Source organism: Streptomyces sp. NPDC092045 (assembly GCF_044756005.1).
Lineage (GTDB): Bacteria > Actinomycetota > Actinomycetes > Streptomycetales > Streptomycetaceae > Streptomyces.
This window is the reverse complement of the sequence record NZ_JBIVSC010000001.1, coordinates 818,382-842,960: the sequence shown is the minus strand read 5'-3', so window position 1 is coordinate 842,960 and position 24,579 is coordinate 818,382. Positions and strand designations below refer to the sequence as shown.

The following is a 24,579-nucleotide window of genomic DNA, read 5'->3' as shown; positions in this document are numbered from 1 at the left end:
GAGAGACCGGGGCGAACGGTTCCCCTCGCCTCCGTGCCCTCCACGCTAGGCGCGGCCCGCCCGCTCCCGGGGCAGTCGGACCGGCGGCTCCGGGCGGCAGAAGGCGCCGCCCGGAGCTGCCGGTGCCGGCCCGTCAGCGGCCCTGGCGCGCGCCCGCCCTGGTCCGGCGCCGCAGCGCCGGGGCGGCGGGCGGGCGGGGTGCCGCCGGGCCGGGCGCGGGCGGCGCGTCCGCGGGCGTCCGGTCCGCGTCGGCGAGGCGCCGGGCGAGGGAGGCCGCGGTGGGGCTGCGGAACACGTCCCGCAGGGTGAGGTCGCGGCCCAGTTCGGCGCGGATCCGGTTGAGCAGCCTGATGGCGAGGAGGGAGTGGCCGCCGGACTTGAAGAAGTTGTCGTTCCGGCCGAGGTCCCGGCCGCCGAGGACGTCGCGGAAGAGGGCGAGCAGCTCCTCCTCCCGGCCGTCCGGGGCCGCCGCGTCCGGCGCCTCCCCCTCGGTCGGGAGGGCGGCGGGGTGTTCGCCGGGGGCGGGGAGCCGGTCCACGGCGACGACCCGGGCGGGGGCCAGGTACTCGGGCAGCCGCTCGGCGGCCCACTCCCGCAGCGCGGTCTCGTCGGGGCCGCCGGGCAGGCGGGTGACGTACGCGTGGAGCCGGTCGTCGCGGACGGCGACGCCCGCCCCGGTCACGCCGGGGTGGCCGGTGAGGACGTCCTCGACGCGGCCGGGCTCCACCGGGTAGCCGCCCGCGGTGAGGACGGCGACGGGCCGCAGGCTGCCGTCGGCGGCGGGGAAGGCCCGCCGGCCGGTGGGCCGCGCGCCGCCGCCGGGGGCCGGCGCGTACACCTCTCCGGGGATCCGTACGGGCGCGGGGCGTCCCTTCCCGTCCCGTACGGCCTCCGGTCCCGAGGGGGCGGCCGGGCCGTACTCCGGTCCGGACAGCGGGAGTCCGGGGTCGGCGGCGAACGCGTCGAGGGTCTCGGCGAGGCGCCGGGCCAGCAGGCGGGCGGTGTCCTCGTCGTAGAGGGCGGTGGCGTATTCGAGGGCGCCGCGCAGTCCGGCGGGGGCGCCGTCCGCGTCGGTGAGTTCGGTGAGCGCGAAGGTCAGGTCCGACTTGGCGCCGACGGCGCGGAACGCGACCGGTTCGCCGTCCAGGACGTTCGGGGTGCGGGCGGCGGGCGCGGCGGTCGCGGCGTGGACCTGGAGCATCACCTGCACGAGCGGGGCGTGGGCGGCGGAGCGGTGCGGGCTGAGGTGCTCCACGAGCCGGTCGAAGGGGAGGTCCTGGTTGCTGTAGGCGGCGAGCCCCGTCGCGCGGACGCGGTGCACCAGGTCGGTGAAGGCGGGGTCGCCGGAGGTGTCGGTGCGCAGCACCAGCGTGTTGACGAAGAAGCCGACGAGGGGGTGCAGGGCGTCGTCGGCGCGGCCGGCGACGGTGGTGCCGATGGCGATGTCGGTGCCCGCGCCGTGCCGGGTCAGGAGGGCGGCGAGGGCGGCCTGCACGACCATGAAGAGGGTGGCGCCGCTGCTCCGGGCGCGGCGCAGCAGGGCCCGGTGGGTGGCGGCGCTCACGTCGAGGGCGGTGAGGGCGCCGGCCCCGTCGCTCTCCGCCGGGCGCGGCCGGTCGGTGGGCAGGGCGAGCAGCGGCGGCAGTCCGTCGAGCGCGGTGCGCCAGTGGGCCAACTGCTCGCCCGAGAGGCCGTGTTCGCCGTCGAGGAGGTCGTGCTGCCAGAGGGTGTAGTCGGCGTACTGGACGGGCAGCGGCTCCCAGTCGGGGGCACGGCCCTCCGCACGGGCCCGGTAGGCGGCGTCGAGGTCGGCGAGGAGGCACGGGGTGGACCAGCCGTCGCCCGCGATGTGGTGCAGGAGCAGCACGAGGACCTGGCCGCCGTCGGCGCAGGTGACGAGCCGGGCCCGGAAGGGGATCTCGGCGGCCAGGTCGAAGACGTGCCCGGCGGCCTCGTCGACGGCGGCCCGCAGCGCCTCGGGGCCGTCGGCCCGGACCTGTTCGAGGACGGGCACGGCGCCGTCGAGGACCTGCTGGTGGGGTTCGCCGCCGGCGGAGCGGTAGACGGTGCGCAGCACCTCGTGGCGGGCGGCGACGTCCGCGAGGGCGGTGGCGAACACGGCCGGGTCGAGGGGGCGGTGGAGCCGGGTCACCACGGGGATGTTGTAGGTGGCGGACGGCCCTTCGAGCCGGTTCAGGAACCACAGCCGGCGCTGGGCGTAGGAGAGCGGGATCCGTTCGGGCCGCCGCTCCCGCGGCACCGGCCGCAGGGCCGGGCGGTCGGGCCCGGCGCTCTGCTCGCCGAGCCGCCGCAGGAGCTGGCGGGGCGTCGGGGCGAGGAACACGTCGCGGATGGCGGCCCGGAGGCCGAGGGCCGTGCGGATCCGGTTGGCGAGCTTGCCCGCGAGCAGCGAGTGCCCGCCGAGCTTGAAGAAGTTCTCCTCCGGCAGCACCTCCTCCCGGCCCAGCATCTCCGCGAACAGACCGCGCAGGATCTCCTCGCGCGGATCCGTGACGGCACGGGCCCCGTCCCGCGCCCCCTTTCCGGCACCGGCACCGGTACCGGCCCCGGCACGGTTCCGCTCGGCGGCGGCGAGGGCTTCGTGGCGCCGGTCCAGGTCCCGTTGCTCCTCGTCGGTGACCAGGCGGACGGTGTCGAGGGGCGTGTCGGCGGGCCGCTCGGCGAGGGCGGTGAGGGCGCGCCGGAACAGGTCGAGCAGGAGGAGCGCGGTCTCCCGGTCGTAGAGGTCGGTCGCGTACTGGAGTCCGAGCAGCACGCCGTCCGGTTCGCCGTCGGGGCCGAGCGTCTCGGCGCAGTGGAAGCCGAGGTCGAACTTGGCGGCGGCCAGGTCGGCGCCGTCGAGGGTGCCGGGTATGCCGCCGAGCGCGCGGGCCGTGTCCTGCGCCTCCCCGGCGGTCTGCGCGCTGACCACGACCTGGAAGAAGGGGTGCCGGCCGAGGGACCGCTCGGGGTTCAGGTCCTCCACGAGCAGGTCGAACGGCAGGTCGTCGTGGGCGAACGCCGCCAGGTCGGCCTCCCGCACCCGGTCCACCAGTTCGCCGAGGCTCGGGTCCCCCGACAGGTCGGTCCGCAGCGCCAGCGTGTTCACGAAGAACCCGACGAGATCGTGCAGCGCCTCCTCCGGCCGCCCGGCGACCGGCGTCCCCACGACCAGATCGGTCCCGGCGCCCGCCGCCCGCAGGGCCAGGGACAGCGCCGAGCGCACCACCATGAAGAACGTCGCCCGTCGGGCCCGGGCGAGACCGCCGAGCGCCTTGTGCACGTCGGCGCCGACCTCCGCGGTCACCACTTCGCCCCGCCGCTGTCCGGGCTCGGCCGACCGGGGCCGGTCGGCGGGCAGCCGCGTCTCCACCGGAGCACCGTCGAGCGCCGTGCGCCAGAAGGCCGACCGGCCTTCCAGCACGTCGTGTTCGGCGCCGAGGAGGTCGTGCTGCCAGAGGGTGTAGTCGGTGTACTGGACGGGCAGCGGCTCCCAGTCGGGGGCGCGGCCCTCCGCACGGGCCCGGTAGGCGCGGTCCAGATCGGAGAGCAGGCAGTCCACCGACCATCCGTCCGTGGCGATGTGGTGGACCAGCAGCACCAGGACCGCAGTCCCGTCCTCCACCTCGAACAGCCGCACCCGGAGCGGCAGTTCACGCGTCACGTCGATCGACGTCCGGGCGAACTCCGTCGCCCGTGCCTTCGCCTCGCCGACGGGGGTGCGCTCCTCGACCTCCACCCGTACGCCGGGGGCGTCGACGACCCGCTGGTACGGCTCGCCGTCCCGCGCCGGATACACCGTCCGCAGCACCTCGTGCCGCTCCACCACGTCCCGTACGGCCGCTTCCAGCACCACCGGGTCGGGCCGGGCGTCCAGCCGGAGCACCACGGGAGCGTTGTACGCCGACGACGGGCCTTCGAGGCGGTTCAGGAACCACAGCCGGCGCTGGGCGTAGGAGAGCGGGATGCGCTCGGGCCGCCGCTCCCGCGGCACCGGCCGCAGGGCCGGGCGGTCGGGCCCGGCGCTCTGCTCGCCGAGCCGCCGCAGGAGTTGGCGGGGCGTCGGGGCGAGGAACACGTCGCGGATGGCGGCCCGGAGGCCGAGGGCGCCGCGCACGCGGTTGGTGAGCTTGCCGGCCAGCAGGGAGTGCCCGCCGAGCTTGAAGAAGTTCTCCCCGGGCAGCACCTCCTCCCGGCCCAGGATCTCCGCGAACAGGCCCCGGAGGATCTCCTCGCGCGGGTCCGTGGCGGTGCGCGCCCGGTCGCCGTCGCGCGGCTCCCTTCCGGTGGCGGCGCGGTGCCGTCGGGCCTCGGCGAGCGCCCGGTGGCGGCGGTCGACCCCCCGGCCCTCCTCGTCGGTGAGCAGGCGGACGGCGTCGAGGGGCGTGTCGGCGGGCCGCTCGGCGAGGGCGGTGAGGGCGCGCCGGAACAGGTCGAGCAGGAGGAGCGCGGTCTCCTCGTCGTAGAGGTCGGTCGCGTACTGGAGTCCGAGCCGCAGCCCGTCCGGGCCGCCGTCCGGGCCGAACCGCTCCAGGCAGTCGAAGCTCAGGTCGAACTTGGCGGTGGCCAGGTCGGCGCCGTCGAGGACGGCCGGGATGCCGCCCAGGCGGTACGGGGCGTCCTGCGCGGTCCGCGCGCTGACCACGACCTGGAAGAAGGGGTGCCGGCCGAGGGACCGCTCGGGGTTCAGGTCCTCCACGAGCAGGTCGAACGGCAGGTCCTCGTGCGCGAACGCCGCCAGGTCCGCGTCCCGCACCCGGTCCACCAGTTCGCCGAGGCTCGGGTCCCCCGACAGGTCGGTCCGCAGCGCCAGCGTGTTCACGAAGAACCCGACCAGGTCGTGCAGCGCCTCCTCCGGCCGCCCCGCGACCGGCGTCCCCACCACCACGTCCGATCCGGCGCCCGCCGCCCTCAGGGCCAGGGACAGCGCCGAGCGCACCACCATGAAGAACGTCGCCCGCCGCGCACGGGCGAGACCGGCCAGGGCCTTGTGGGTGCCGGCGTCCAGGTCCAGGGTCACCACCGCGCCGCGCTGCCGCCCGGGTTCGGCCGGCCGGGGCCGGTCGGCGGGCAGCCGCGTCTCCACCGGAACGCCGTCGAGCGCCCGCCGCCAGAAGGCCAGTTGCTCGTGGGCGGTGCTGCCGGGGTCCCCGGGGTCGCCGAGCATGTCCCGCTGCCAGAGGGTGTAGTCCGCGTACTGGACGGGCAGCGGCTCCCAGTCGGGGGCGCGGCCCTCCGCACGGGCCCGGTAGGCGCGGTCCAGATCGGAGAGCAGGCAGTCCACCGACCATCCGTCCGTGGCGATGTGGTGGACCAGCAGCACCAGGACCGCCGTCCCGTCCTCCACCTCGAACAGCCGGACGCGGAGAGGCAGTTCATCGGTCACGTCGACGGGGAGCCGGGCGAACTCCGTCGCCCGCGCCTCCGCCTCGCCGACGGTCAGGCCCCGCTCTGTCTCCACCCGCACGTCGGGCGCGTCGACGACCCGCTGGTACGGCTCGCCGTCCCGCGCCGGATACACCGTCCGCAGCACCTCGTGCCGCTCCACCACGTCCCGTACGGCCGCTTCCAGCACCACCGGGTCGGGCCGGGCGTCCAGCCGGAGCACCACGGGAGCGTTGTACGCCGACGACGGACCTTCGAGCCGGCTCAGGAACCACAGCCGGCGCTGGGCGTAGGACAGGGGGATCACGATTGCTGCTCCTCGGGAGTGGCGGAGGCGGGTGGGTGGGCCGGGGGCGCGGGCGGGGGCCGGGGACGGGGACCGCGGTCAGGCATCCTTCGCGGCCGTCAGCCCCTCGATGTGGGCGGCGAGGTCGCGCAGCCGGGGGTTGGCGTAGACCGCCTTGACGGGCAGGGCCACGGAGAGCTCGGCCCGGACCCGGGAGACCAGCTTGATGGCGAGCAGGGAGTGGCCGCCGAGCTTGAAGAAGTTGTCGTCGGGGCCGATCGACGCGGCGCCCAGGACCTGGGTCCACACGCGGGCGATCAGCTCCTCCGCCGTGCCGCTCAGCCCCCCGGCGGAACCGTCGGTCCCGGCCTGCTCCTCCGGCGCCTCGACGCGGGTGGGGAGCGCGGCCCGGTCGAGCTTGCCGCTGGGCGTGGTGGCGAACCGGTCCACGGCGACGTACGCGGCCGGGACCATGTACGCGGGCAGGGCGGCGGTGAGCGCGGTGCGGAGCGCGGCGGCGTCCCCGCCCCGGTGGTAGGCGATGAGGCCGGGGGTGCCGCCCGCGTCCTCGCCGAGGATCACGGCGGCCTCGGCGACGCCGTCCACCCGGGTGAGGGCGGCCTCGATCTCCGGGAGTTCGACGCGGTGTCCGCGCAGCTTGATCTGGCCGTCGGCACGGCCGAGGTAGACGAGCCGGCCGTCGGGGAGCCGCCGGCAGCGGTCGCCGGTGCGGTACATGCGCCCGCCGGGGGCGCCGGACGGGTCGGCGACGAAGCGCTCCGCCGTCAGGCCGGGGCGGTTCCGGTAGCCGCGGGCGACGCGCGGACCGGCCAGGTACAGCTCGCCGGTCTCGCCGTCCTCCACCGGGGCGAGGTCCCCGTCGAGGAGCAGGGCCCGGAAATCGGGCAGGGCGGTGCCGATGTGCGGCTCGCCCGGCCGGTCGATCGGGGCGGCGGTGGCGTCGACGGTGCACTCGGTGGGCCCGTACACGTTGAGGGCGCGCAGGAGGCCGGAGGCGTGGGCGGCGGCCAGGCGGTTCCAGAGCGCCGGGCCGACGGGCTCGCCGCCGATCAGCAGGGTCAGCGGGCGCGGGCCGCCGTCCGGGGTGAGCAGGTCGAGGAGCGGGTCCGCGTGCGACGGTGTGATGTCCAGGTCGGTGAGGGCCTGCTCGTCGACGAGGGCGGCGAGGAGCGCCGGGTCGCGGCGGGTCTCCTCGTCGATCATGACGAGGGTGTCGCCCCGGCAGAGCCGTACCCACTGCTGCACGGACGCGTCGAACGACGGGGAGGCGTTCCAGCCGACCCGGCGGGCCTCGCCGGTGGCGGCGCCCGCCCCTTCGAGCTCCCGCAGCAGCAGGGAGACGGCGCCGCGGTCGATCTCCACGCCCTTGGGGCGGCCGGTGGAGCCGGAGGTGTAGATGACGTAGGCGAGGGTGCCGGCGGTGACCGGGACGGGCGCGTACGGGACGGGGGCGGCGTCGCGGACGTCCGTCAGCCCGGCGAGCGTCACGGCGCGGGTGCCGGGGGCGGGGGAACCGGCCGGGCCGTCCGTCACCACCAGGTCGGCGCCGGAGTCCTCGACGAGGTAGCGGCGGCGCTCGGCGGGCAGGGCGGGGTCGACCGGCAGGTAGGCGGCGCCGGCGGTGAGGGTGCCGATGATCGCGGTGACGAGGCCGGCGCCGCGCGGCAGGCAGAGCGCGACGACGCTCTCCGGGCCGGTGCCGAGGGCGGCGAGCCGGGTGGCGAACGCGGCTGCCTCGGCGCGCAGTTCGTCGAAGGTGAGGGTGCGGTCGCCCGCGACGACGGCGGTGCGTCCGCCGGGCGCGGTGGCGAGCCGGGCGAGCAGGTCGGCCGCGCCGGTGCCGGCGGCGGCGCACGTGCCGCAGGGGCAGGGGTCCGCGGTGCGGTGCTCCCCCGCGAGGGGGGCGGAGAGGGCGGCGGGGCGCTCGGGGAGGACGGCGGTCATGGCGGGGCTCACCTTCCGTACGGGGCGGTGGAGGGGGCGGTGGTCGGGGAGCAGGCGGACAGCGGCACCGGCTCGCCCATGGCGACGAGGATCTTGCGGTCCCCGGTGTACGACTCCCGGCCGTGGGCGCAGAGGATGTTGTCGACGAGCATCAGGTCGCCGGCCTGCCAGGTCTCCCGCACGGTGACGGCCTGGTAGGCGTCGTTGACGGCGTCCACCTCGGCGTCGGTGAGGGTGGTGCCGTCGCCCAGGAGGGTCTGGAAGGGCAGGCCGTCCTCGCCGAACGTGTCGGTGAGGACCTCGCGGACGTCCTCGTCGAGGCTGCGGGCGTTCCAGAACGCGAAGTGGTTGAACCAGACGCGCTCGCCGGTCACCGGGTGGGTGATGATCGCGGAGCGGCGCTGGCGGGTGCGCAGGGTGTCCTCGTCGAGCCATTCGTAGCCGATGGCGTGGGCGTCGCAGTACTCCTCGGCGCCCGCCGGCTCGTCCGACGAGAACGCCTTGCGCCAGGGCATGCCCGCGAGGTCGGAGTAGTTGCGGACGAGGAGCCAGCCGGCCTCGGCGAACCGGTCGACGAGGTCCTTCGGGAGGGCGGCGAGGGCCTTCCGCATGTCGCCGACGGTGGTCGCGCCGCCCGTCTCGGGGGCGGTGACGCAGCCGAAGAGCAGCACGCCGGGGAAGTCGAGGGTGTAGCTGTTCTCGTTGTGCAGGCGGATCGGCTGGGCGGCGGGCAGGTCCGTGGAGGAGAAGACGCCCTCGCCGAAGTCGGTGCGCGGGGTGGCCTTCTCCTTGTAGCCCGCGCGCTCGGCGATCAGCGCGTCCCGGGCCTCGGCGAAGGTGGCCGCGTCCGTGACGGGCAGGCCGCGCAGCAGGACCGCGCCGGAGCGGTGCAGTTCGGCCTGGACGTCGGCGCGCCGGTCGGACAGCCACGCGGAGGCCTCGGCCATGGTGCCGAAGGCGGGCGTGTGGAGGACGGCCGGCTTGCCCGGCTCCCGGACTACGGTGACGCCGGTGGCGGCCGGGCTGGGGGCGAAGGTGGTCATGGCGGGTTCCTCGTCTTCCGTGGGAAGGGGGTTCGGGTGGTGGGGGCGGGCGGCGCGGGTCAGGCGGCCGTGGTCGCGGAGGCGTGCAGGGCGCCGAGGACCGGGTTCAGCCGGGCGAAGAAGCCGGGCAGGTCCTGCTGGAAGTAGAAGTGGTCGCCGGGCAGCACCTCGGGCTCGACCGGGTGCCCGGCCACGAGGGACCAGCCGCCGAGCATGTCGGCCGGGACGATCGGGTCGGCGTCGCCGCCGAACACCGCGACCGGGCAGTCGAGCCGCACGCTCGGGGCGGTGCACCGGTAGACGTCGTCGATGGCGAAGTCGGCGCGGATGGACGGCAGGACGATCTCGCGGAGCTCCGGGTCGTCGAGGATGCCGTCGTCGGTGCCGCCGCGCTCCTTGATGGCGGCGACGAGCTGGTCGTCGTCGAGCCGCTCGGGGTGCACCGGGCACTGGTTGGGCAGGACGGGCGCCCGGCAGGCGGAGGCGATCAGACCGTACGGGGTGCGGCCGCCGGCCTGGAGGGCCCGGGTCACCTCGAAGGCGACCAGGCTGCCCATGCTGTGGCCGAGGACCACCAGGGGGCCGGTGTCCGAGGGGAGGGCGTCGACCACGGGGAGCGCCAGGTCGTCGACGGACTCGGGCAGGTCCTCGCTGTAGCGGGCGCCCCGGCCCGGGTACTGGCCGATCAGCAGGCGGACGTCGGCCGGCAGGTGCTCGCGCCACGCGCTGTACGCGTGGGCGTTGCCTCCCGCGTGCGGCAGGACGAGGAGCGACAGGCGGTGCGGGGCGTCTCCGGGGAGGTCCCAGACGACGTCTTCGGGGGCGGGGGCGGAGTCCGGGAAGGAGGTCATGAGCTGATCCGTTCTGTCTCGGTACGGCGGCGGAGGGCGGGTCGGGCCTTCTTCGCCGGGGCGGTGCCGGCCCTGAGCGCCTCGACGTGCGCGGCGAGCCGGGCGGGGGTCGGGTGCTGGAAGACGTCGCGGACGGTGAGCCGCACGTCCAGGGCACCGGCGATGTGGTTGGTGAGGCGGGCCCCCAGGAGGGAGTGGCCGCCGTGGTGGAAGAAGTCGTCGTCGACGGTGAGGTCGTCGGCCGTGTCGAGGACGCGGGCGAAGAGGGCGAGCAGGGTCTCTTCGAGCGGGGTGCGCGGAGCACGGCCGGAGGCGGTGACGACGGCCGGCTCGGGAAGGGCCCGCTTGTCGATCTTGCCGTTGGGCGTGAGCGGCAGTCGCTCCAGGAACGTGAGGTGGGTCGGGACGAGGTGCTCGGGAAGCCGTTCGGCGACGTGCTGCCGGATCTCCTCGGGATGGATGCCGGGGTGGCTGCCGGGGCTGTCCTCGGGCCGGGTGCCGGGCCGGGCGGCGTCGTCGGTGACGACGTAGGCGGCGAGGCGGTCGCGGTGGACGGTGACGACGGCCTGGGTGACCCGGGGATGGGTCAGGAGCGCGGCTTCGATCTCACCGGGCTCGACCCGGAAGCCCCGGATCTTGATCTGGTCGTCCACCCGCCCCTCGTAGAGCAGGTGACCGTTCCGGTCGAAGCGGGCCAGGTCACCGGTCCGGTAGAGCCGGCCGGGTCCGAACGGGTTCGGCACGAAACGGGTGGCCGTCAGGTCGGGACGGCCCAGGTATCCGTGGGCCAGGCCCTCACCCGCGAGGTAGAGCTCCCCGGTCACACCCGGCGGGCACAGGTTCAGATGGGCGTCGAGGACGTAACCCCCCTTGTTGACCAGCGGAGTCCCGATCGGGACGAGGGAGTGCGGCTCGTCGTCGTACGCGACGGGGTGGGTGGTCGTGAATCCCATGGATTCGGCCGGCCCGTAACCGTTGACGATCTCGATACCGGGCCTGAGCCGCTGGAGCTTGTGGACGTGCACCGGAGAGGCGGCCTCACCGCCCGTGAAGGCGACCGCGACCGTGTCGAACGCCTCCGGATGCTCGTCCACCAGGAAGTTGAACAGACTCGCCGACAACTGGAGCATCGTCACCCCGTGCCGACGGGACAGCTCACTGATCAGGACCGGCTCGGGCCGCTGCCCCGGCTGCAACACGGAGGTCCCGCCGTGCAGCAGCGCCCCCCAGAACTCCAGACTGAACGCGTCCCACGACACCGGCGAGCACTGCAGGAACACCTCGCCCGGCCCGAACCGGCCGTACGACTGACCACTCACCGTCGACACCAGATTCCGGTGCGACGACAAGATCCCCTTCGGCCGACCCGTCGAACCCGACGTGAACATCAGGCACGCGGAGTCGTCGGGGCCGACCGGCAGACCGAGGTTGTCGGTTCCGAGGGACAGGAGCTCCGCCGGGGCCTCCACATGGGTCGTCCAGGGCCCGTCGACACGGGCGGCCAGGGACGGGCAGGTGAGGAGGTGGCGGATGCCGGCGTCGGTGGCGGCCGAGCGCAGCCGCTCGTCGGGGAAGTCCGGGTCCAGGAGCGTGTAACCGGCCCCCGCCTTGACCACGGCGATCACCGCAGCCGCGAAGTCCGCACCCCGCTCAAGCAGCACGCCCGCCATGTCACCGCGCTTCAGGCCGCGTGCGTTCAGGTGGCGGGCCCAACCATTGGCCAGCGCGTTCAGCTCCGCGTAGGACACCTCCCGCTCGCCGTCGACCAGGGCGGTACGTTCCGGGTGCCGGGCCGCCTGCTCCTCGAACCGCTCCACCAGCGACGCGTCACCCACCTCGGCCGTCGCCCCGGCCCACGGACCGGTCAGCAACGCGCGCTCCGCACCGGACAGCACGTCGAGATCCGAGAGCCGAAGATCCGGCCCGTCCAGCACCTGGGTCAGGACCCGGCCCAGAACCGACGTCATGCGCCGTACCGTCACCTCGTCGAACAGCTCCCCGGCGAAGAGGACCGCTCCGTGCAGGCGCCGGCTGTCGTCGGAGCGGAGCAGGAACTCCAGGTCGAACTTGACCGATCCGTTCGCGACTCCCGAGACCTCGGAGGTCCGGACACCGGCCAGGTCCAGCCGGGGGGCGGTGCCCGCCTCCAGTCCCAGGCAGATCTGGAAGAGGGGGTGGCGCGAGAGCGTACGGGTGGGATTGACCGCCTCCAAGACCAGGTCGAACGGCGTCTCCTGGTGCGCGAACGCGTCCAGATCCGCGGCACGTACCCGGTCCAGCAGCTCCCGGAACGTCGGATCACCCGCACTGTCGGTCCGCAGCACCAACGTGTTCACGAAGAACCCGACCAACTCCTCCAGAGCCCGATCCCCACGACCCGCCACCGGCGAACCGATCGCCAGGTCCGACCCCGCACCCAACCGGGTCAGGGCCGCGACCAGAGCCGCGTGCACCACCATGAACGGCGTGCACCCCTCGCTCCGGGCAAAAGCCGTCACCCGCTCGAACACGTCCGCGCCGAGGTCGACCTCGACCTGACCACCCAGGTGAGACGCCTTCGCCGGCCTGGGCCGGTCCATGCTCAGCCCGTGCTCCTCCGGCAGTCCGTCCAGGGCACCGCGCCAGAAACCGAGCTCCCGTCCCAGGAGGCTCTCCGGATCGTCGGCCTCGCCCAGCACCCGCTGCTGCCAGGCCGCGTAATCGGCGTACTGGACCGTCAGCGGCTCCAGCACACGCCCTTCCGCTCCCCCGACCCGAGCTTCATAGGCCCGGCTCAGGTCCGTGAAGAACACGCCGCTCGACACGCCGTCCGTCGCGATGTGGTGCACCACCAGCAGGAGCACCGCAGGACCGTCACCCAGGTCGAACACCACCGCCCGCACCGGAATCTCCACCGCCAGGTCGAACACCCGACCCGCCTCGGCGGCCAACTCCACGTCGAGGCGCTCGGCCCGGGTACGACGCTCCTGCACGCTCATGCGTGCCCGCTCCGGCGGCAGGATCCGCTGGCGCGGCTCGCCCTCCACCGTCTCGAAGACCGTCCGCAGCGGAGCATGACGCTCCACCACGTCCCCCAGCGCCGCCTCCAGCGCCGCCAGGTCCGGCCCACCGCCCTCCCACCGCACCACCATCGGCACGTTGTAGGCCGCACTGTCCCCGTCGAGCTGCGCGAGGAGCCACAGCCGCCGCTGCGCGAACGACGCCGGAGGCAGTACGCCCTCCTCGCCGGCGCCCTCGCCCGCGACCAGCGGCGGAAGAACAGTCCGTACGTCTCCCTCGCCCGCGACCAGCTCCGCGAGGCCCGCCACCGTCGGACGCTCGAACACGTCCCGGATCGTCAGCCGCACACCCAGCACGTCCGCGATGCGGTTCGTCAGCCGCGCCGCGAGCAGCGAATGACCGCCGTGGTGGAAGAAGTCGTCGTCGACGGTGAGGTCGTCGGCCGTGTCGAGGACGCGGGCGAAGAGGGCGAGCAGGGTCTCTTCGAGCGGGGTGCGCGGCGCACGGCCGGAGGCGGTGACGACGGCCGGCTCGGGAAGAGCCCGCTTGTCGATCTTGCCGTTGGGCGTGAGCGGCAGCCGCTCCAGGACGATGAGGTGCGTGGGTACGAGGTGCTCGGGAAGCCGGTCCGCCACGTGCCGCCGGATATCTTCCGGATGGGTGCCGTCGTCGGTGACGACGTAGGCGGCGAGGCGGTCGCGGTGGACGGTGACGACGGCCTGGGTGACCCGGGGATGGGTCAGGAGCGCGGCCTCGGTCTCACCGGGCTCGACCCGGAAGCCCCGGATCTTGATCTGGTCGTCCACCCGCCCCTCGTAGAGCAGGTGACCGTTCCGGTCGAAGCGGGCCAGGTCACCGGTCCGGTAGAGCCGGCCGGGTCCGAACGGGTTCGGCACGAAACGGGTGGCCGTCAGATCCGACCGGCCCAGGTATCCGTGGGCCAGGCCCTCACCCGCGAGGTAGAGCTCCCCGGTCACACCCGGCGGGCACAGGTTCAGATGGGCGTCGAGAACGTAACCCCCCTTGTTGACCAGCGGAGTCCCGATCGGAATCACAGTGTGGGGCCGCTCGCCCGGCTCGACGGAATGGGTCGTGGTGAATCCCATGGATTCGGCCGGCCCGTAACCGTTGACGATCTCGATACCGGGCCTGAGCCGCTGGAGCTTGTGGACGTGCACCGGAGAGGCGGCCTCGCCACCGGTGAAGGCGACCGCGACCGTGTCGAACGCCTCCGGATGCTCGTCCACCAGGAAGTTGAACAGGCTCGCCGACAGCTGGAGCATCGTCACCCCGTGCCGGCGGGACAGCTCACTGATCAGGACCGGCTCGGGCCGCTGCCCCGGCTGGAGTACGGAGGTCCCGCCGTGCAGCAGCGCCCCCCAGAACTCCAGACTGAACGCGTCCCAGGAGACCGGCGAGCACTGCAGGAACACCTCGCCCGGCCCGAACCGGCCGTACGACTGACCACTCACCGTCGACACCAGATTCCGGTGCGACGACAAGATCCCCTTCGGCCGACCCGTCGAACCCGACGTGAACATCAGGCACGCCACGTCGTCCCCGGTCAGCTCGATGCCGAGGTTCTCGCCGCTCAGGGCTTCCCGCTCCTCGTCCGCGCGGGAGAGGGTCCGCCACGGCCCCTCCAGGCGTTCCGCGAGACGGGCGTCGGTGACCAGGACGCCGATGCCGGCGTCGGTGGCGGCCGAGCGCAGCCGCTCGTCGGGGAAGTCCGGGTCCAGGAGCGTGTAACCGGCCCCCGCCTTGACCACGGCGATCACCGCAGCCGCGAAGTCCGCACCCCGTTCCAGGAGGACGCCCGCCATGTCACCGCGCTTCAGGCCGCGTGCGTTCAGGTGGCGGGCCCAGCGGTTGGCGGCGGCGTTGAGCTCGGCGTACGTGATCGTCCGCTCGCCGTCGACCAGGGCAATACGGTCCGGATGCCGGGCCGCCTGCTCCTCGAACCGCTCGACCAGCGACGCGTCACCCACCTCGGCCGTCGCCCCGGCCCACGGACCGGTCAGCAGCGCGCGCTCCGCACCGGACAGGACATCGAGACCCGAGAGCCGAAGACCCGGCTCGCCCAGCACCTGGTCCAGGACCTCGCCGAGGACCGTCACCATGCGCCGTACCGTCACCTCGTCGAACAGCTCGGCGGCGAAGAGCACGGTGGCCCGGAGCGACTTCTCGTCGTCGGTGCGGAGGAAGAACTCCAGGTCGAACTTGGCGGATCCGTTGGAGACCGTTTCGACGGGTCCGGTCCGCACACCCCGCAGCGCGAACGCCGGGCGCCCGTCGGTCTCAAGGCTCAGGCAGATCTGGAAGAGGGGGTGGCGCGAGAGCGTGCGGGTGGGGTTCACCGCCTCCAAGACCAGGTCGAACGGCGTCTCCTGGTGCGCGAACGCGTCCAGATCCGCGGCACGTACCCGGTCCAGCAGCTCCCGGAACGTCGGATCACCCGCACTGTCGGTCCGCAGCACCAACGTGTTCACGAAGAACCCGACCAACTCCTCCAGAGCCCGATCCCCACGACCCGCCACCGGCGAACCGATCGCCAGGTCCGACCCCGCACCCAACCGGGTCAGGGCCGCGACCAGAGCCGCGTGCACCACCATGAACGGCGTGCACCCCTCGCTCCGGGCAAAAGCCGTCACCCGCTCGAACACGTCCGCGCCGAGGTCGACCTCGACCTGACCACCCAGGTGAGACGCCTTCGCCGGCCTGGGCCGGTCCATGCTCAGCCCGTACTCCTCCGGCAGTCCGTCCAGGGCACCGCGCCAGAAACCGAGCTCCCGTCCCAGGAGGCTCTCCGGATCGTCGGCCTCGCCCAGCACCCGCTGCTGCCAGGCCGCGTAATCGGCGTACTGGACCGTCAGCGGCTCCAGCACACGCCCTTCCGCTCCCCCGACCCGAGCTTCATAGGCCCGGCTCAGGTCCGTGAAGAACACGCCGCTCGACACGCCGTCCGTCGCGATGTGGTGCACCACCAGCAGGAGCACCGCAGGACCGTCACCCAGGTCGAACACCACCGCCCGCAGCGGAACCTCCACCGCCAGGTCGAACACCCGACCCGCCTCGGCGGCCAGTTCGCCATCGAGAAGGTCGGCTTCGGTCCGGCGCGACTCCACGCTCACGCGTGCACGGTCCGGTGACAGGATCCGCTGGCGCGGCTCGCCCTCCACCGTCTCGAAGACCGTCCGCAGCGGAGCATGACGCTCCACCACGTCCCCCAGCGCCGCCTCCAGCGCCGCCAGGTCCAGTCCACCGCCCTCCAGCCGCACCACCATCGGCACGTTGTAGGCCGCGCTGTCCCCGTCGAGCTGCGCGAGGAGCCACAGCCGCCGCTGCGCGTACGAGGCCGGGGGCGGTCCGTCCCACTCCCCCGCGACCAGCGGCGGAAGGACCGTCCGTACGCCCTCCTCGCCCGCGAGCAGCTCCGCGACCAGCTCCGCGAGGCCCGCCGCCGTCGGACGCTCGAACACGTCCCGGATCGTCAGCCGCACACCCAGCACGTCCGCGATGCGGTTCGTCAGCCGCGCCGCGAGCAGCGAATGACCGCCGAGGGCGAAGAAGCCGTCGTCGATGCCGATCGGGCCCGTCGTCTCCAGCGTGGCGGCGAAGAGGGCGACGAGGGTCTCCTCGGTCCGGGTGCGCGGGGCGCGCCGGGCGGCGAGGAGGGCCGTCGGTGCCGGCAGGGCCCGCTTGTCGATCTTGCCGTTGGGGGTGACGGGCAGCCGGTCGAGGAGGGTCAGGTAGGTGGGGACGAGGTGTTCGGGGAGGCGGTCCGCCACGTGCCGCCGGATCTCCTCGGGGTGGAGGTCCGGGTGGGTGGCGCCGTCGGTGACGACGTACGCGGCGAGGCGCTTCTCGTGGACGGTGACGACGGCCCGGGTGACCCCGGGGTGGGTCAGGAGCGCGGCCTCGGTCTCTCCCGGTTCGATGCGGAAGCCCCGGATCTTGATCTGGTCGTCCGCCCGGCCCTCGTAGACGAGGCGGCCCTCGGCGTCGAAGCGGGCCAGGTCGCCGGTGCGGTAGAGCCGGCCGGGTCCGAACGGGTTCGGCACGAAGCGGGTGGCGGTCAGGTCGGGGCGGCCCAGGTAGCCGTGGGCCAGGCCCTCGCCGGCGACGTACAGCTCTCCGGTGGTGCCGGGCGGGCAGAGGTTCAGGCGGGGGTCGAGGACGTAACTCGGCTTGTCGGCGAGGGGGGTTCCGATCGGGATGACGGTGTGGGGGCGTTCGCCCGGTGCGACGGTGTGGGTGGTGGCGAAGATCATCACCTCGGCGGGGCCGTAGCCGTTGAGGACGGTGATGCCGGGCCTGAGGCGCTGGAGCTTGTGGACGTGGGCCGGGGAGGCGGCCTCGCCGACGGTGAAGGCGGTGGTGACGGTGTCGAAGGCCTCCGGGTGCTCGTCGATGAGGTAGTTGAAGAGGGTGGCGGACAGCAGGAGCGTGGTGACGCCGTGCCGGCGGGCCAGGTCGGCGACGAGGGCCGGTTCGGGTTTCTGTCCCGGCTGGAGGACGACGGTGCCGCCGTGGAGGAGGCCGCCCCAGAGCTCCAGGCTGAACGCGTCCCAGGAGACCGGCGAGCACTGGAGGTGGACCTGGTCCGGGCCGGTGGGAAGGTAGGGCTGGCCGATCAGGGTGGACACCAGGTTGCGGTGCGAGGACAGGATGGCCTTGGGCCGGCCCGTCGATCCCGAGGTGAACATCAGGCAGGCCGGGTCGTCGGGGGTGACGGGGAGGCCGGGGTCGCCGGGTGCGTAGGAGAGGAGTTCGCCGGGGGCCTCGGTGTGGGTCGCCCAGGGGCCGTCGAGGCGTCCGGCGAGGGACGGGCGGGTGAGGAGGTGGCGGATCCCGGCGTCGTCGGCCGCCGCGCGGAGGCGCTCGTCGGGGAAGTCGGGGTCGAGCAGGACGTGGGCGGCGCCGGTCTTCAGTACCGCGAGGAGGGCGGTGGCGAAGCGGATGCCGCGTTCCAGGAGGACGCCCGCCAGGTCGCCGCGTCCCAGGCCGCGTGCGTTGAGGTGGCGGGCCCAGCGGTTGGCGGCGGCGTTGAGCTCGGCGTACGTGATCGTCCGCTCGCCGTCGATCAGCGCGGTCGCGTCGGGGTGGCGGGCCGCCTGCTCCTCGAAGCGTTCCACGAGGGTCGTGGGGGCGGTGTCCGTCACCGGTCCGGCCCACGGGCCGGTGAGCAGGGCGCGCTCGGCCCCGGAGAGGACGTCGAGGTCGGCGATCCGGCGCTCGGCCGGGCGGTCGGCGGCGAGGACGGTGGTGAGGAAGGCGGCGAAGCGGTCCTGGTGGGCGGCGGCTGCCGCCGTGTCGACGCCGTCGACCGGGGTGTCGAAGTCGATCCGCAGCCCGTGCTCGGCGCCGAGGTCGAGGACGGCGACGGCCAGGTCGTCCACCGGGCCGTTGCTGACGTTGTGGTTGAGGGTCGGCCGGCCGCATACGGTGAGTTCCGCGTGGAAGCCCATGATGTTGAGGACGGGCGCGGCGAGGCGGCGGGAGCCGTCGACGGCCCCGGCCTCCCGGCACAGCTCCTCGTACCGGGTGAGCTGGTGGCGCAGTCCGTGCTTGACCGCGGCGGCGGCCGAGCGGACCAGGGCGCCGAGGGGTTCCTCGGGCCGCACCCGGAGCCGGAGCGGCACCACGTTCGACAGCATGCCGGGGGTGCTGCGGGCCAGGCGGGTCGTGCGGCCCGTCACGGGCAGGGCGACGACCAGTTCCTCGCGTCCGGTGACGCGGTGCAGGTAGACCGAGAAGAGGGCCACGAGCAGTACGGACCAGGAGGCCCGTTCGCCGCGGGCGACCGACCGCAGCCGGTCGGCGTCCGCCGCGGACACCCGCACGCTGCGGCGGGCGAAGGGCAGGCCGCCGTGCGCGGGGGCGGCCCCGCCGGTGCCCCGGACGAGGCCGGCGGGCGCGTCCGGGGCACCGGCGAGGTGCTCCCGCCAGGCGGCCAGGTCGGCGGCGGCCCGGTCGGAGTCGCGGTACTCGGCGTCCTCGGCGAGCAGGTCGGCGAGGCTCCCGAACGGGGAGGGCCCCCAGGGTTCGCCCGCGACCGCCCGCTCGTACAGCTCGATCAGGCGGGCGAGGGCCATCGACACGCCCACGCCGTCGACGACCAGGTGGTGGAACCCGTAGAAGTAGAAGTACCGCTCCTCCCCCAGCTTGATCAGCGCGCAGCGGACCGGCGGGCGGCGGGCGAGGTCGAAGGGGGCGGTGATCAGGCCGTCGATCAGCCGCCAGGCCTCGGCCTCGGGGTCGTCGGCCGCGCTCACGTCGGTGAACGGCAGGACGCGGGTGCCGGCGTCGGCGTCGAGCAGCTGCCACACCCGCTCGCCGTCGTCCTCGAAGCCGCGGATGCGGAGGAAGTCGGCCTCCTCCACGAGCCGGCGCCAGGCCGCCGCCATCAGCTCCGGATCGACCGGGCCGAGGATCTCGCGGCACTCGGCGACGTTGTACTTCACGCCGGTCGGGTCGAGGGCGTGCGCCGTCCAGATGTCACGCTGGGCCACCGAGAGCGGCAACCGGACGGCGGCCGGAGCGGGTGCGACGGGCGTGTCGAACGGCATGGAGGGCTCCTGGGGAGAGGGCGTGGCGGCCGGGGGCGGGGCAGTGGCCATACAACCCGTGGGCGCGGGCCGGGAGCGGCAGTTGCTCCGGCGGTCCACGAGCGGTTCGGCAGCGCGGCGGCAGTCAGGCGGCAGCGGTTCCGGCAGGAGCGGGGGCGCCGGCCGCCGGTGCGCACGCGGTCGCCGAGGCGACGGCCCGGACGACGCGCAGCACGCGGAACGCGGAGCGGCCGCCGTCCGTGCTGGACCGGATCACGCCGCCGACCAGCAGGTCGCGGACCATGCGCCCGCAGTGCGGCAGGGGCAGGCCGGTCAGCCGGACGACGTCCTCCAGGAGGAACTCCTCGCGGTCGGCGGCGCACAGTTCGGCGATCAGGCTCCGGTGGCCGGCGGGCAGCCCGGCCAGGGTCCGGCCGACGCTCTCCCTGAGGTGGGAGCCGGAGCGGCCGTCGGCCAGGTGGTCGAGGAGCGGGGCGGGGTCGGACTCGACGATGCCGCGCAGGGTGGGCAGGTCGCAGACGGTGAGCCAGGAGGCGGCCGCGGCGAGGGCGAGCGGGTGTCCGTCGAGGCGGTGGCAGACCCACGCGACGTCCGTCAGGGCCCGGTCGTCGGGGACGATGTCGGGGCGGACGCGGCGGAGCCGGTCGAGGAAGAACCGGGTGGCGGGGGCGTCGGGGCGGGCGCCGCCGGACGGGGCGGGCGCCTCCAGGGGCGCGAGGAGGAAGAGGCGTTCGCCGGGGACGTTCCAGGGGGTGTCGGCGGTGACGAGCAGGCGCAGTCCGGGCAGTTCGCGCAGCAGCCGGCCGAGGCGCTGGAAGTCGAGCCGTCCGGTGTCGGCGCCGTCGAGGACGAGGAGCGCCCCGCGGTCGCCGAGCAGGCCGGTGAGGGCGGCGGGGACGGCGTCGGACGGTCCGTCGCCGCGCAGGAAGCCGGCGCAGTCGGCGATCGGGGCGGCGAGCGGGTCGTCGTCGGTCGGCAGGCAGTCGGCGACCGCCCCGGGGGCGGTGTGCCACAGCACGGGGAGGCCGGTGTCGTGGAGTCTGGCCGCCGCCTCCAGGGCGAGTCTCGTCTTGCCGACGCCGCTCAGGCCCACGACGGTGACGAGCCGTTCGGCCCCGGAGCGGAGCTCCTCCGCGATGACGGCGGCCTCGGCCCGCCGTTCGATCAGCGGGTGCAGGGGTACGGGCGGTGCCGAGCGTTCCAGGGGCAGGTGCGGGACGCCGCCCCGGTGTCCGCGCCGCACCGCCTCCTCCAGGGCCGTGCGGGCCCGGGGCCCGAGGCGCAGGGCGTCGGCGATGAGGCGGACCGTGTCGGTCCTCGGCCGCTGGGCCTTGCCCTTCTCCAGGTCGCGGATGGCGCGCACGCTGATGGTGGAGAGGTCGGCCAGCTCCCGCTGGGTCAGGCCGATGCGGAGCCGGTGGCCGCGTATGAGGGTGCCGAGTGCGGCGGTGGCCGCGGTGGTGCCCTCCGGGGAAAGAATGGTCGTCGCCATGAAAAGCCCCCACTGGTCGGGTCGGGGCGGGGCCCTGGCGGCGTCCCGGTCGGGCCGCCGGCCGGCGCAAGGCCTCGCCGTCTGCTGTTCTCCATCGTGGGGACGGGGCTATCCAGGGGGCATCCCGCGGACTAACCCGCAGGTGGGGGCGGTGCGTCGGGTGTCGTGGCGGCGGAACGGGCTCCGGCGGGCGCGGGCTCCGGCCGTCTTCGAGTCCCGTGATAGGGGTCCGTGATAGTGGGGTGATAAGACAGCGGACGGTCCCGTGAATCCGGTCGTTCCTAGCGTGGTGGTCACAAGGAAGCGCCGCTCACCACAAGGGAGAATCCGATGTCGAAGACCACCGCCGCCCGCACCGCCCTCCGCACCGCCGTCGCCTCCGCGATGATCGTGCTCGTGACCGGCGTCGGCGCCCAGGCCGGCTGGGCGGACGAGCCCACGGGCACGACGACGGTGGCCCCCTACGAGAACGGGAACGGCGGCACCGCCGGCACGGGCACGGGGACGACGGGCACCGCGGCCACCACCGACAACAACCCCTGGGACTGACCCGGTACGGCCACGGGTCCAGTGCGGACACCGACCCGGACGGCCACCGGCCCGTACGACCGCCGGCCAGGTACGGTCACAGGCCCCGTACGGCCACCCACCCGATACGCCGCTGACCCCGTACGGCCACAGGCCCGGTACAGACACCGACCCGATACGCCACCGGCCCCGTACGACCGCCCCCGCGACACCGGCTCCCCGCCGTGTCAGCCGGCTCCGAGCAATCGTTTCGCCTCCGCCAGTTCCCGCCCCATCCGGCGCTCCCGGAAGACCTCGACGGCCGGAGCGAGCAGTTCCCGGGAACGCCCCGGCTCCTCGACGAGCCGGGCGAGGTCCAGACGCACCAGCGCACCGCCGCTCAGGTCCATGATCTCCTCCCGCGCGGCCACGGCCCGGTCGTAGAAGTCCCTGGCCCGGTCGGGGCGGCCCATCACGGCGAACGCGTGACCGAGGTCGCGCAGCAGGTGTCCCTCCCCGATCACGTCGCCGGAGTCCCGGCAGAGTTCCAGCACTTCGGTGAAGGTCAGGACCGCCAGGTCGCTCCGCCCCTGTTCGAGGAGCAGCTGCCCGACCCGGCGCAGGGTGCGCGCCCTGCCCCCGGTGTAGCCGACCCCCTCGTAGATCTCCAGCGCCTCGTCCAGCTGCGTCTGCGCCGCGTCGATCTCCCCCTGGCGCATCCGGATGTGGGCGCTCTGGGTCAGGACGATGGCCCGGCCCACCACGTCGCCGGCCCGGTCGAAGTCCGCCAGGGACCTGCGGTACAGCTCCAGCGCCGAGGCGTCGTCGCCGTTGGTGCGCGCGATGAGCGCCATGTCGCGGCGGCACAGCGCCTCGCCCCGGGGCTCGTCGAGCGCCTGGAAGACGTCGAGCGCCGAGGTCAGCGCCTGGCGCGCCGTGTCGTACTGGCTGCGGCTCATGTAGAGCGAGCCGAGCGACGCGCGCACGGCGGCGGTGCCCCGCAGGTTGCCCGCCTTGCGGACCGCGGCCAGGGCCTTGAGGTGCGTCTGCTCCCACAGGTCGTAGTGGCCCCGCACCTCGAAGAGCGTGACGAGGGAGGTGGCGAGGTCCCAGCTGAGGTCGTGGAGTCCTTCGTCGGCGGCGTGCTCGACCATCCGGCACAGGGCGGTCTGCTCCGCGTCGAGCCAGGAGAGCGGGTCGGCCAGGACCTCCTCGGTGTACGAGGAGGGGGGCTCCCAGCGCGGGGCCTCGCCGTGCAGGACGGTGAAGTCGCCGCCGTACACCTTGCGGTGGGCCTGCTGGGTGAGGTGCATCCAGCCGCCCGCCATCCGGGCCAGCGCCTCCCGCCGCACCTCCGGCGGGTGGTGCGCGGCGAGTTGCTCCCGCGCGTACACCCGGATGATCTCGTGGAAGCGGTAGCGGAAGCCGCCGGTGCGCTCGACGCCGTCGACGTCCAGCATCTGCACGTCGACCAGCGGTTCCATGAGGTCCGAGGGGAAGGGGCGGCGGTCGTCGAGCAGGGCGCCCGCCAGCCAGCTCGGGAGGGTCGGCGCCTGGGCCATGCTGAGGAGCCGCAGCAGCCGGCGGTCGTCCGGGCCGAGCCCTTCGTACGTGAGGGAGAGGCTGGCCCGCATCGTCATCTCGCCGTGCGTGAGCTCGTCGAGGCGGTGCCGTTCGTTGGCGAGGCGCTGCACCATGGAGGCGAGGGTCCAGTGGGGGCGCGCGGCGAGCCGGGCGGCCACGATCCGCAGGGCCAGCGGGAGGCGCCCGACCGTGCGGACCAGGGCCTGTGCCGCCTGGGCCTCTCCGGCGACCCGTTCCCGGCCGACGATCCTGGAGAGCAGTTCGAGGGCCATGTCCTCGTCGAGGACGTCCAGTTCGACCCGGTGGGCGCCGGGGAGCGCGGTGAGGCGGGCCCGGCCGGTGACGAGGACGGCGCAGCCCCGGCTGCCGGGCAGCAGCGGCAACACCTGGCCCTCGCCGGCCGCGTCGTCGAGGACCACGAGGACCCGGCGGGAGGCGAGCCGGGTGCGGTACATCTCGGCGCGCTCGTCCAGGGCCTCCGGGATGAGCTGGCCGGGGATGCCGAGGGCCCGGAGGAAGCGGCCGAGCACCTCGGCGGGGGTGGCCGGGGTGCCGGTGGTGCCGCGCAGGTCGCAGTAGAGCTGTCCGTCGGGGAAGCCGGTCTCGGCCAGGGTGTGGGCGACGTGCACGGCGAGGGTCGACTTGCCGGTGCCCGGCTTGCCGGTGATGGCGGCGAGCCCCACGGTGGTGCGGTCCGGTCCCCCGGTCAGCGCCCGTTCCAGGGCGGCGGTCCGGGCGCCGTCCGCCACGAAGTCCGCCACGGCGGCGGGGAGCTGGTGCGGGACGGTGTCGTGCCGCACGGGGTCCGGCGCGGAGGCGGCCGGGCCGCCGGGCTCCGGGGCCCCGGTCCCCTCGTTCGCCACGGGCGCGTCGGGGGCCGTGGCGTGCGGCCGGCCGGGGGCCGCGCCGGCGGGCGGGCGGGCCGGTCTCGCGTCGGCACCGGCACCGGCGGGCGGGGGCAGTGCGCCGGCCAGGATCGCCGACTCCAGTTCGCGGAGCTCCCGGCCGGGCTCCAGGCCCAGTTCGTCGGCGAGGATCCGCCGGCCGGTCCGGAAGGCCTCCAGGGCCTCGGCCTGCCGGCCCGACCAGTACAGCGCCTGGATGAGCTGGCCGCGCAGCTTCTCCCGCAGCGGGTGTTCGTGGGTGAGCATCTGGAGTTCGCCCACGAGCCGGTCGTACTGGCCGAGTTCGAGTTCGAGCTGGATGCGGAGTTCGGTGGCGGTCAGCCGCTCCTCGTTGAGCTGGCGCGCCCGGTTCGCCAGCGGGCCGCCGTCGAGGCCGGACAGGCACTCGCCCTGCCACAGCGTCACCGCGCTCCTCAGCAGTCCCACGGCCTCCCGGGGGGAGCCCCGGTCGCGCAGCCGCCGGGCCCGTAACACGAGGCCGGTGAAGAGCGCCGCGTCCACGTTGCCCGCCTCGGTGTGCAGGACGTAGCCCGGGGGCCGGGTGGTGATCGTGGCCTCCCCGTCGGCCCCGGCCAGCAGTTTCCGCAGGCGCGACACGCAGATCTGCACCTGGGTACGGGCGGTCTCCGGCGGGTTGTCCTCCCAGATGAGGTCCACGAGGTGATGGGTGCCGACGACCCGGTTGGCGTCGAGGAGCAGGGCCGCGAGGATCACCTCCTGGCGGCCGGGGGGCACCCGCAGGGGCCCGCCGGGACCGTGCACCTGGAGCGGTCCGAGGAGCCGGAAGGGAAGGCGCGACACGTCCGGGAGCCCCGGGTCTCTCTCATCTGTGCCGTCAGCCACCGATTCCCCCACGAAACAAATGAGTTGACACTTGAGACCCAAGTGAGGACAGTCTCCACATCCACCCCCGCTCTGTCCATGCCGTGAAGATCCCGGTCGGAGATAGAGGGGTGATAACCCGGAGTTGGTGACGCCCCCCAGAATCCTGC

At 74.4% G+C, this 24,579-nt stretch carries 8 protein-coding genes; 1 reads left to right on the top strand and 7 read right to left on the bottom strand.

All coding sequences use genetic code 11. From position 1 onward, the window contains the following. Positions 1-133: 133 nt before the first annotated feature. From ACIQKA_RS03840 to ACIQKA_RS03815, 6 genes are all read right to left on the bottom strand, one after another. Positions 134-5,692, bottom strand: a complete 5,559-nt coding sequence (locus tag ACIQKA_RS03840) for a condensation domain-containing protein (RefSeq protein WP_402539866.1) — start codon at positions 5,690-5,692, stop codon at positions 134-136. Positions 5,693-5,770: 78 nt separating this feature from the next. After that, entirely contained in the window at positions 5,771-7,636 is a 1,866-nt protein-coding gene (locus ACIQKA_RS03835; RefSeq protein ID WP_383430792.1) for an amino acid adenylation domain-containing protein, read from the bottom strand. An 8-nt stretch (positions 7,637-7,644) separates the two neighbouring features. Next, on the bottom strand, positions 7,645-8,679 hold the full coding sequence (locus tag ACIQKA_RS03830) for a TauD/TfdA family dioxygenase (RefSeq protein ID WP_383153213.1): 1,035 nt from the start codon (positions 8,677-8,679) through the stop codon (positions 7,645-7,647). Between the two features lie 59 nt (positions 8,680-8,738). Beyond that, positions 8,739-9,530: a thioesterase II family protein gene (locus ACIQKA_RS03825; RefSeq protein ID WP_383153215.1), complete on the bottom strand. Its 792-nt coding sequence runs from the start codon at positions 9,528-9,530 to the stop codon at positions 8,739-8,741. Beyond that, the gene (locus ACIQKA_RS03820; protein ID WP_402539863.1) at positions 9,527-19,099 is read right to left on the bottom strand and encodes an amino acid adenylation domain-containing protein; all 9,573 of its coding nucleotides are present in this window, start codon (positions 19,097-19,099) and stop codon (positions 9,527-9,529) included. The genes ACIQKA_RS03825 and ACIQKA_RS03820 overlap by 4 nt, the downstream gene beginning before the upstream one ends. 124 nt (positions 19,100-19,223) lie before the next feature. Continuing rightward, positions 19,224-20,591: a helix-turn-helix domain-containing protein gene (locus ACIQKA_RS03815; RefSeq protein ID WP_391093761.1), complete on the bottom strand. Its 1,368-nt coding sequence runs from the start codon at positions 20,589-20,591 to the stop codon at positions 19,224-19,226. Between the two features lie 330 nt (positions 20,592-20,921). Between ACIQKA_RS03815 and ACIQKA_RS03810 the strand changes: the two genes are divergently transcribed. After that, entirely contained in the window at positions 20,922-21,140 is a 219-nt protein-coding gene (locus ACIQKA_RS03810; protein WP_383430784.1) for a hypothetical protein, read from the top strand. Between the two features lie 206 nt (positions 21,141-21,346). On the opposite strand, the gene ACIQKA_RS03805 is transcribed toward ACIQKA_RS03810, so the two are convergent. Beyond that, positions 21,347-24,388, bottom strand: coding sequence for an AfsR/SARP family transcriptional regulator (locus ACIQKA_RS03805; protein WP_402539860.1), 3,042 nt, complete (start codon positions 24,386-24,388; stop codon positions 21,347-21,349). Positions 24,389-24,579 lie beyond the last annotated feature (191 nt).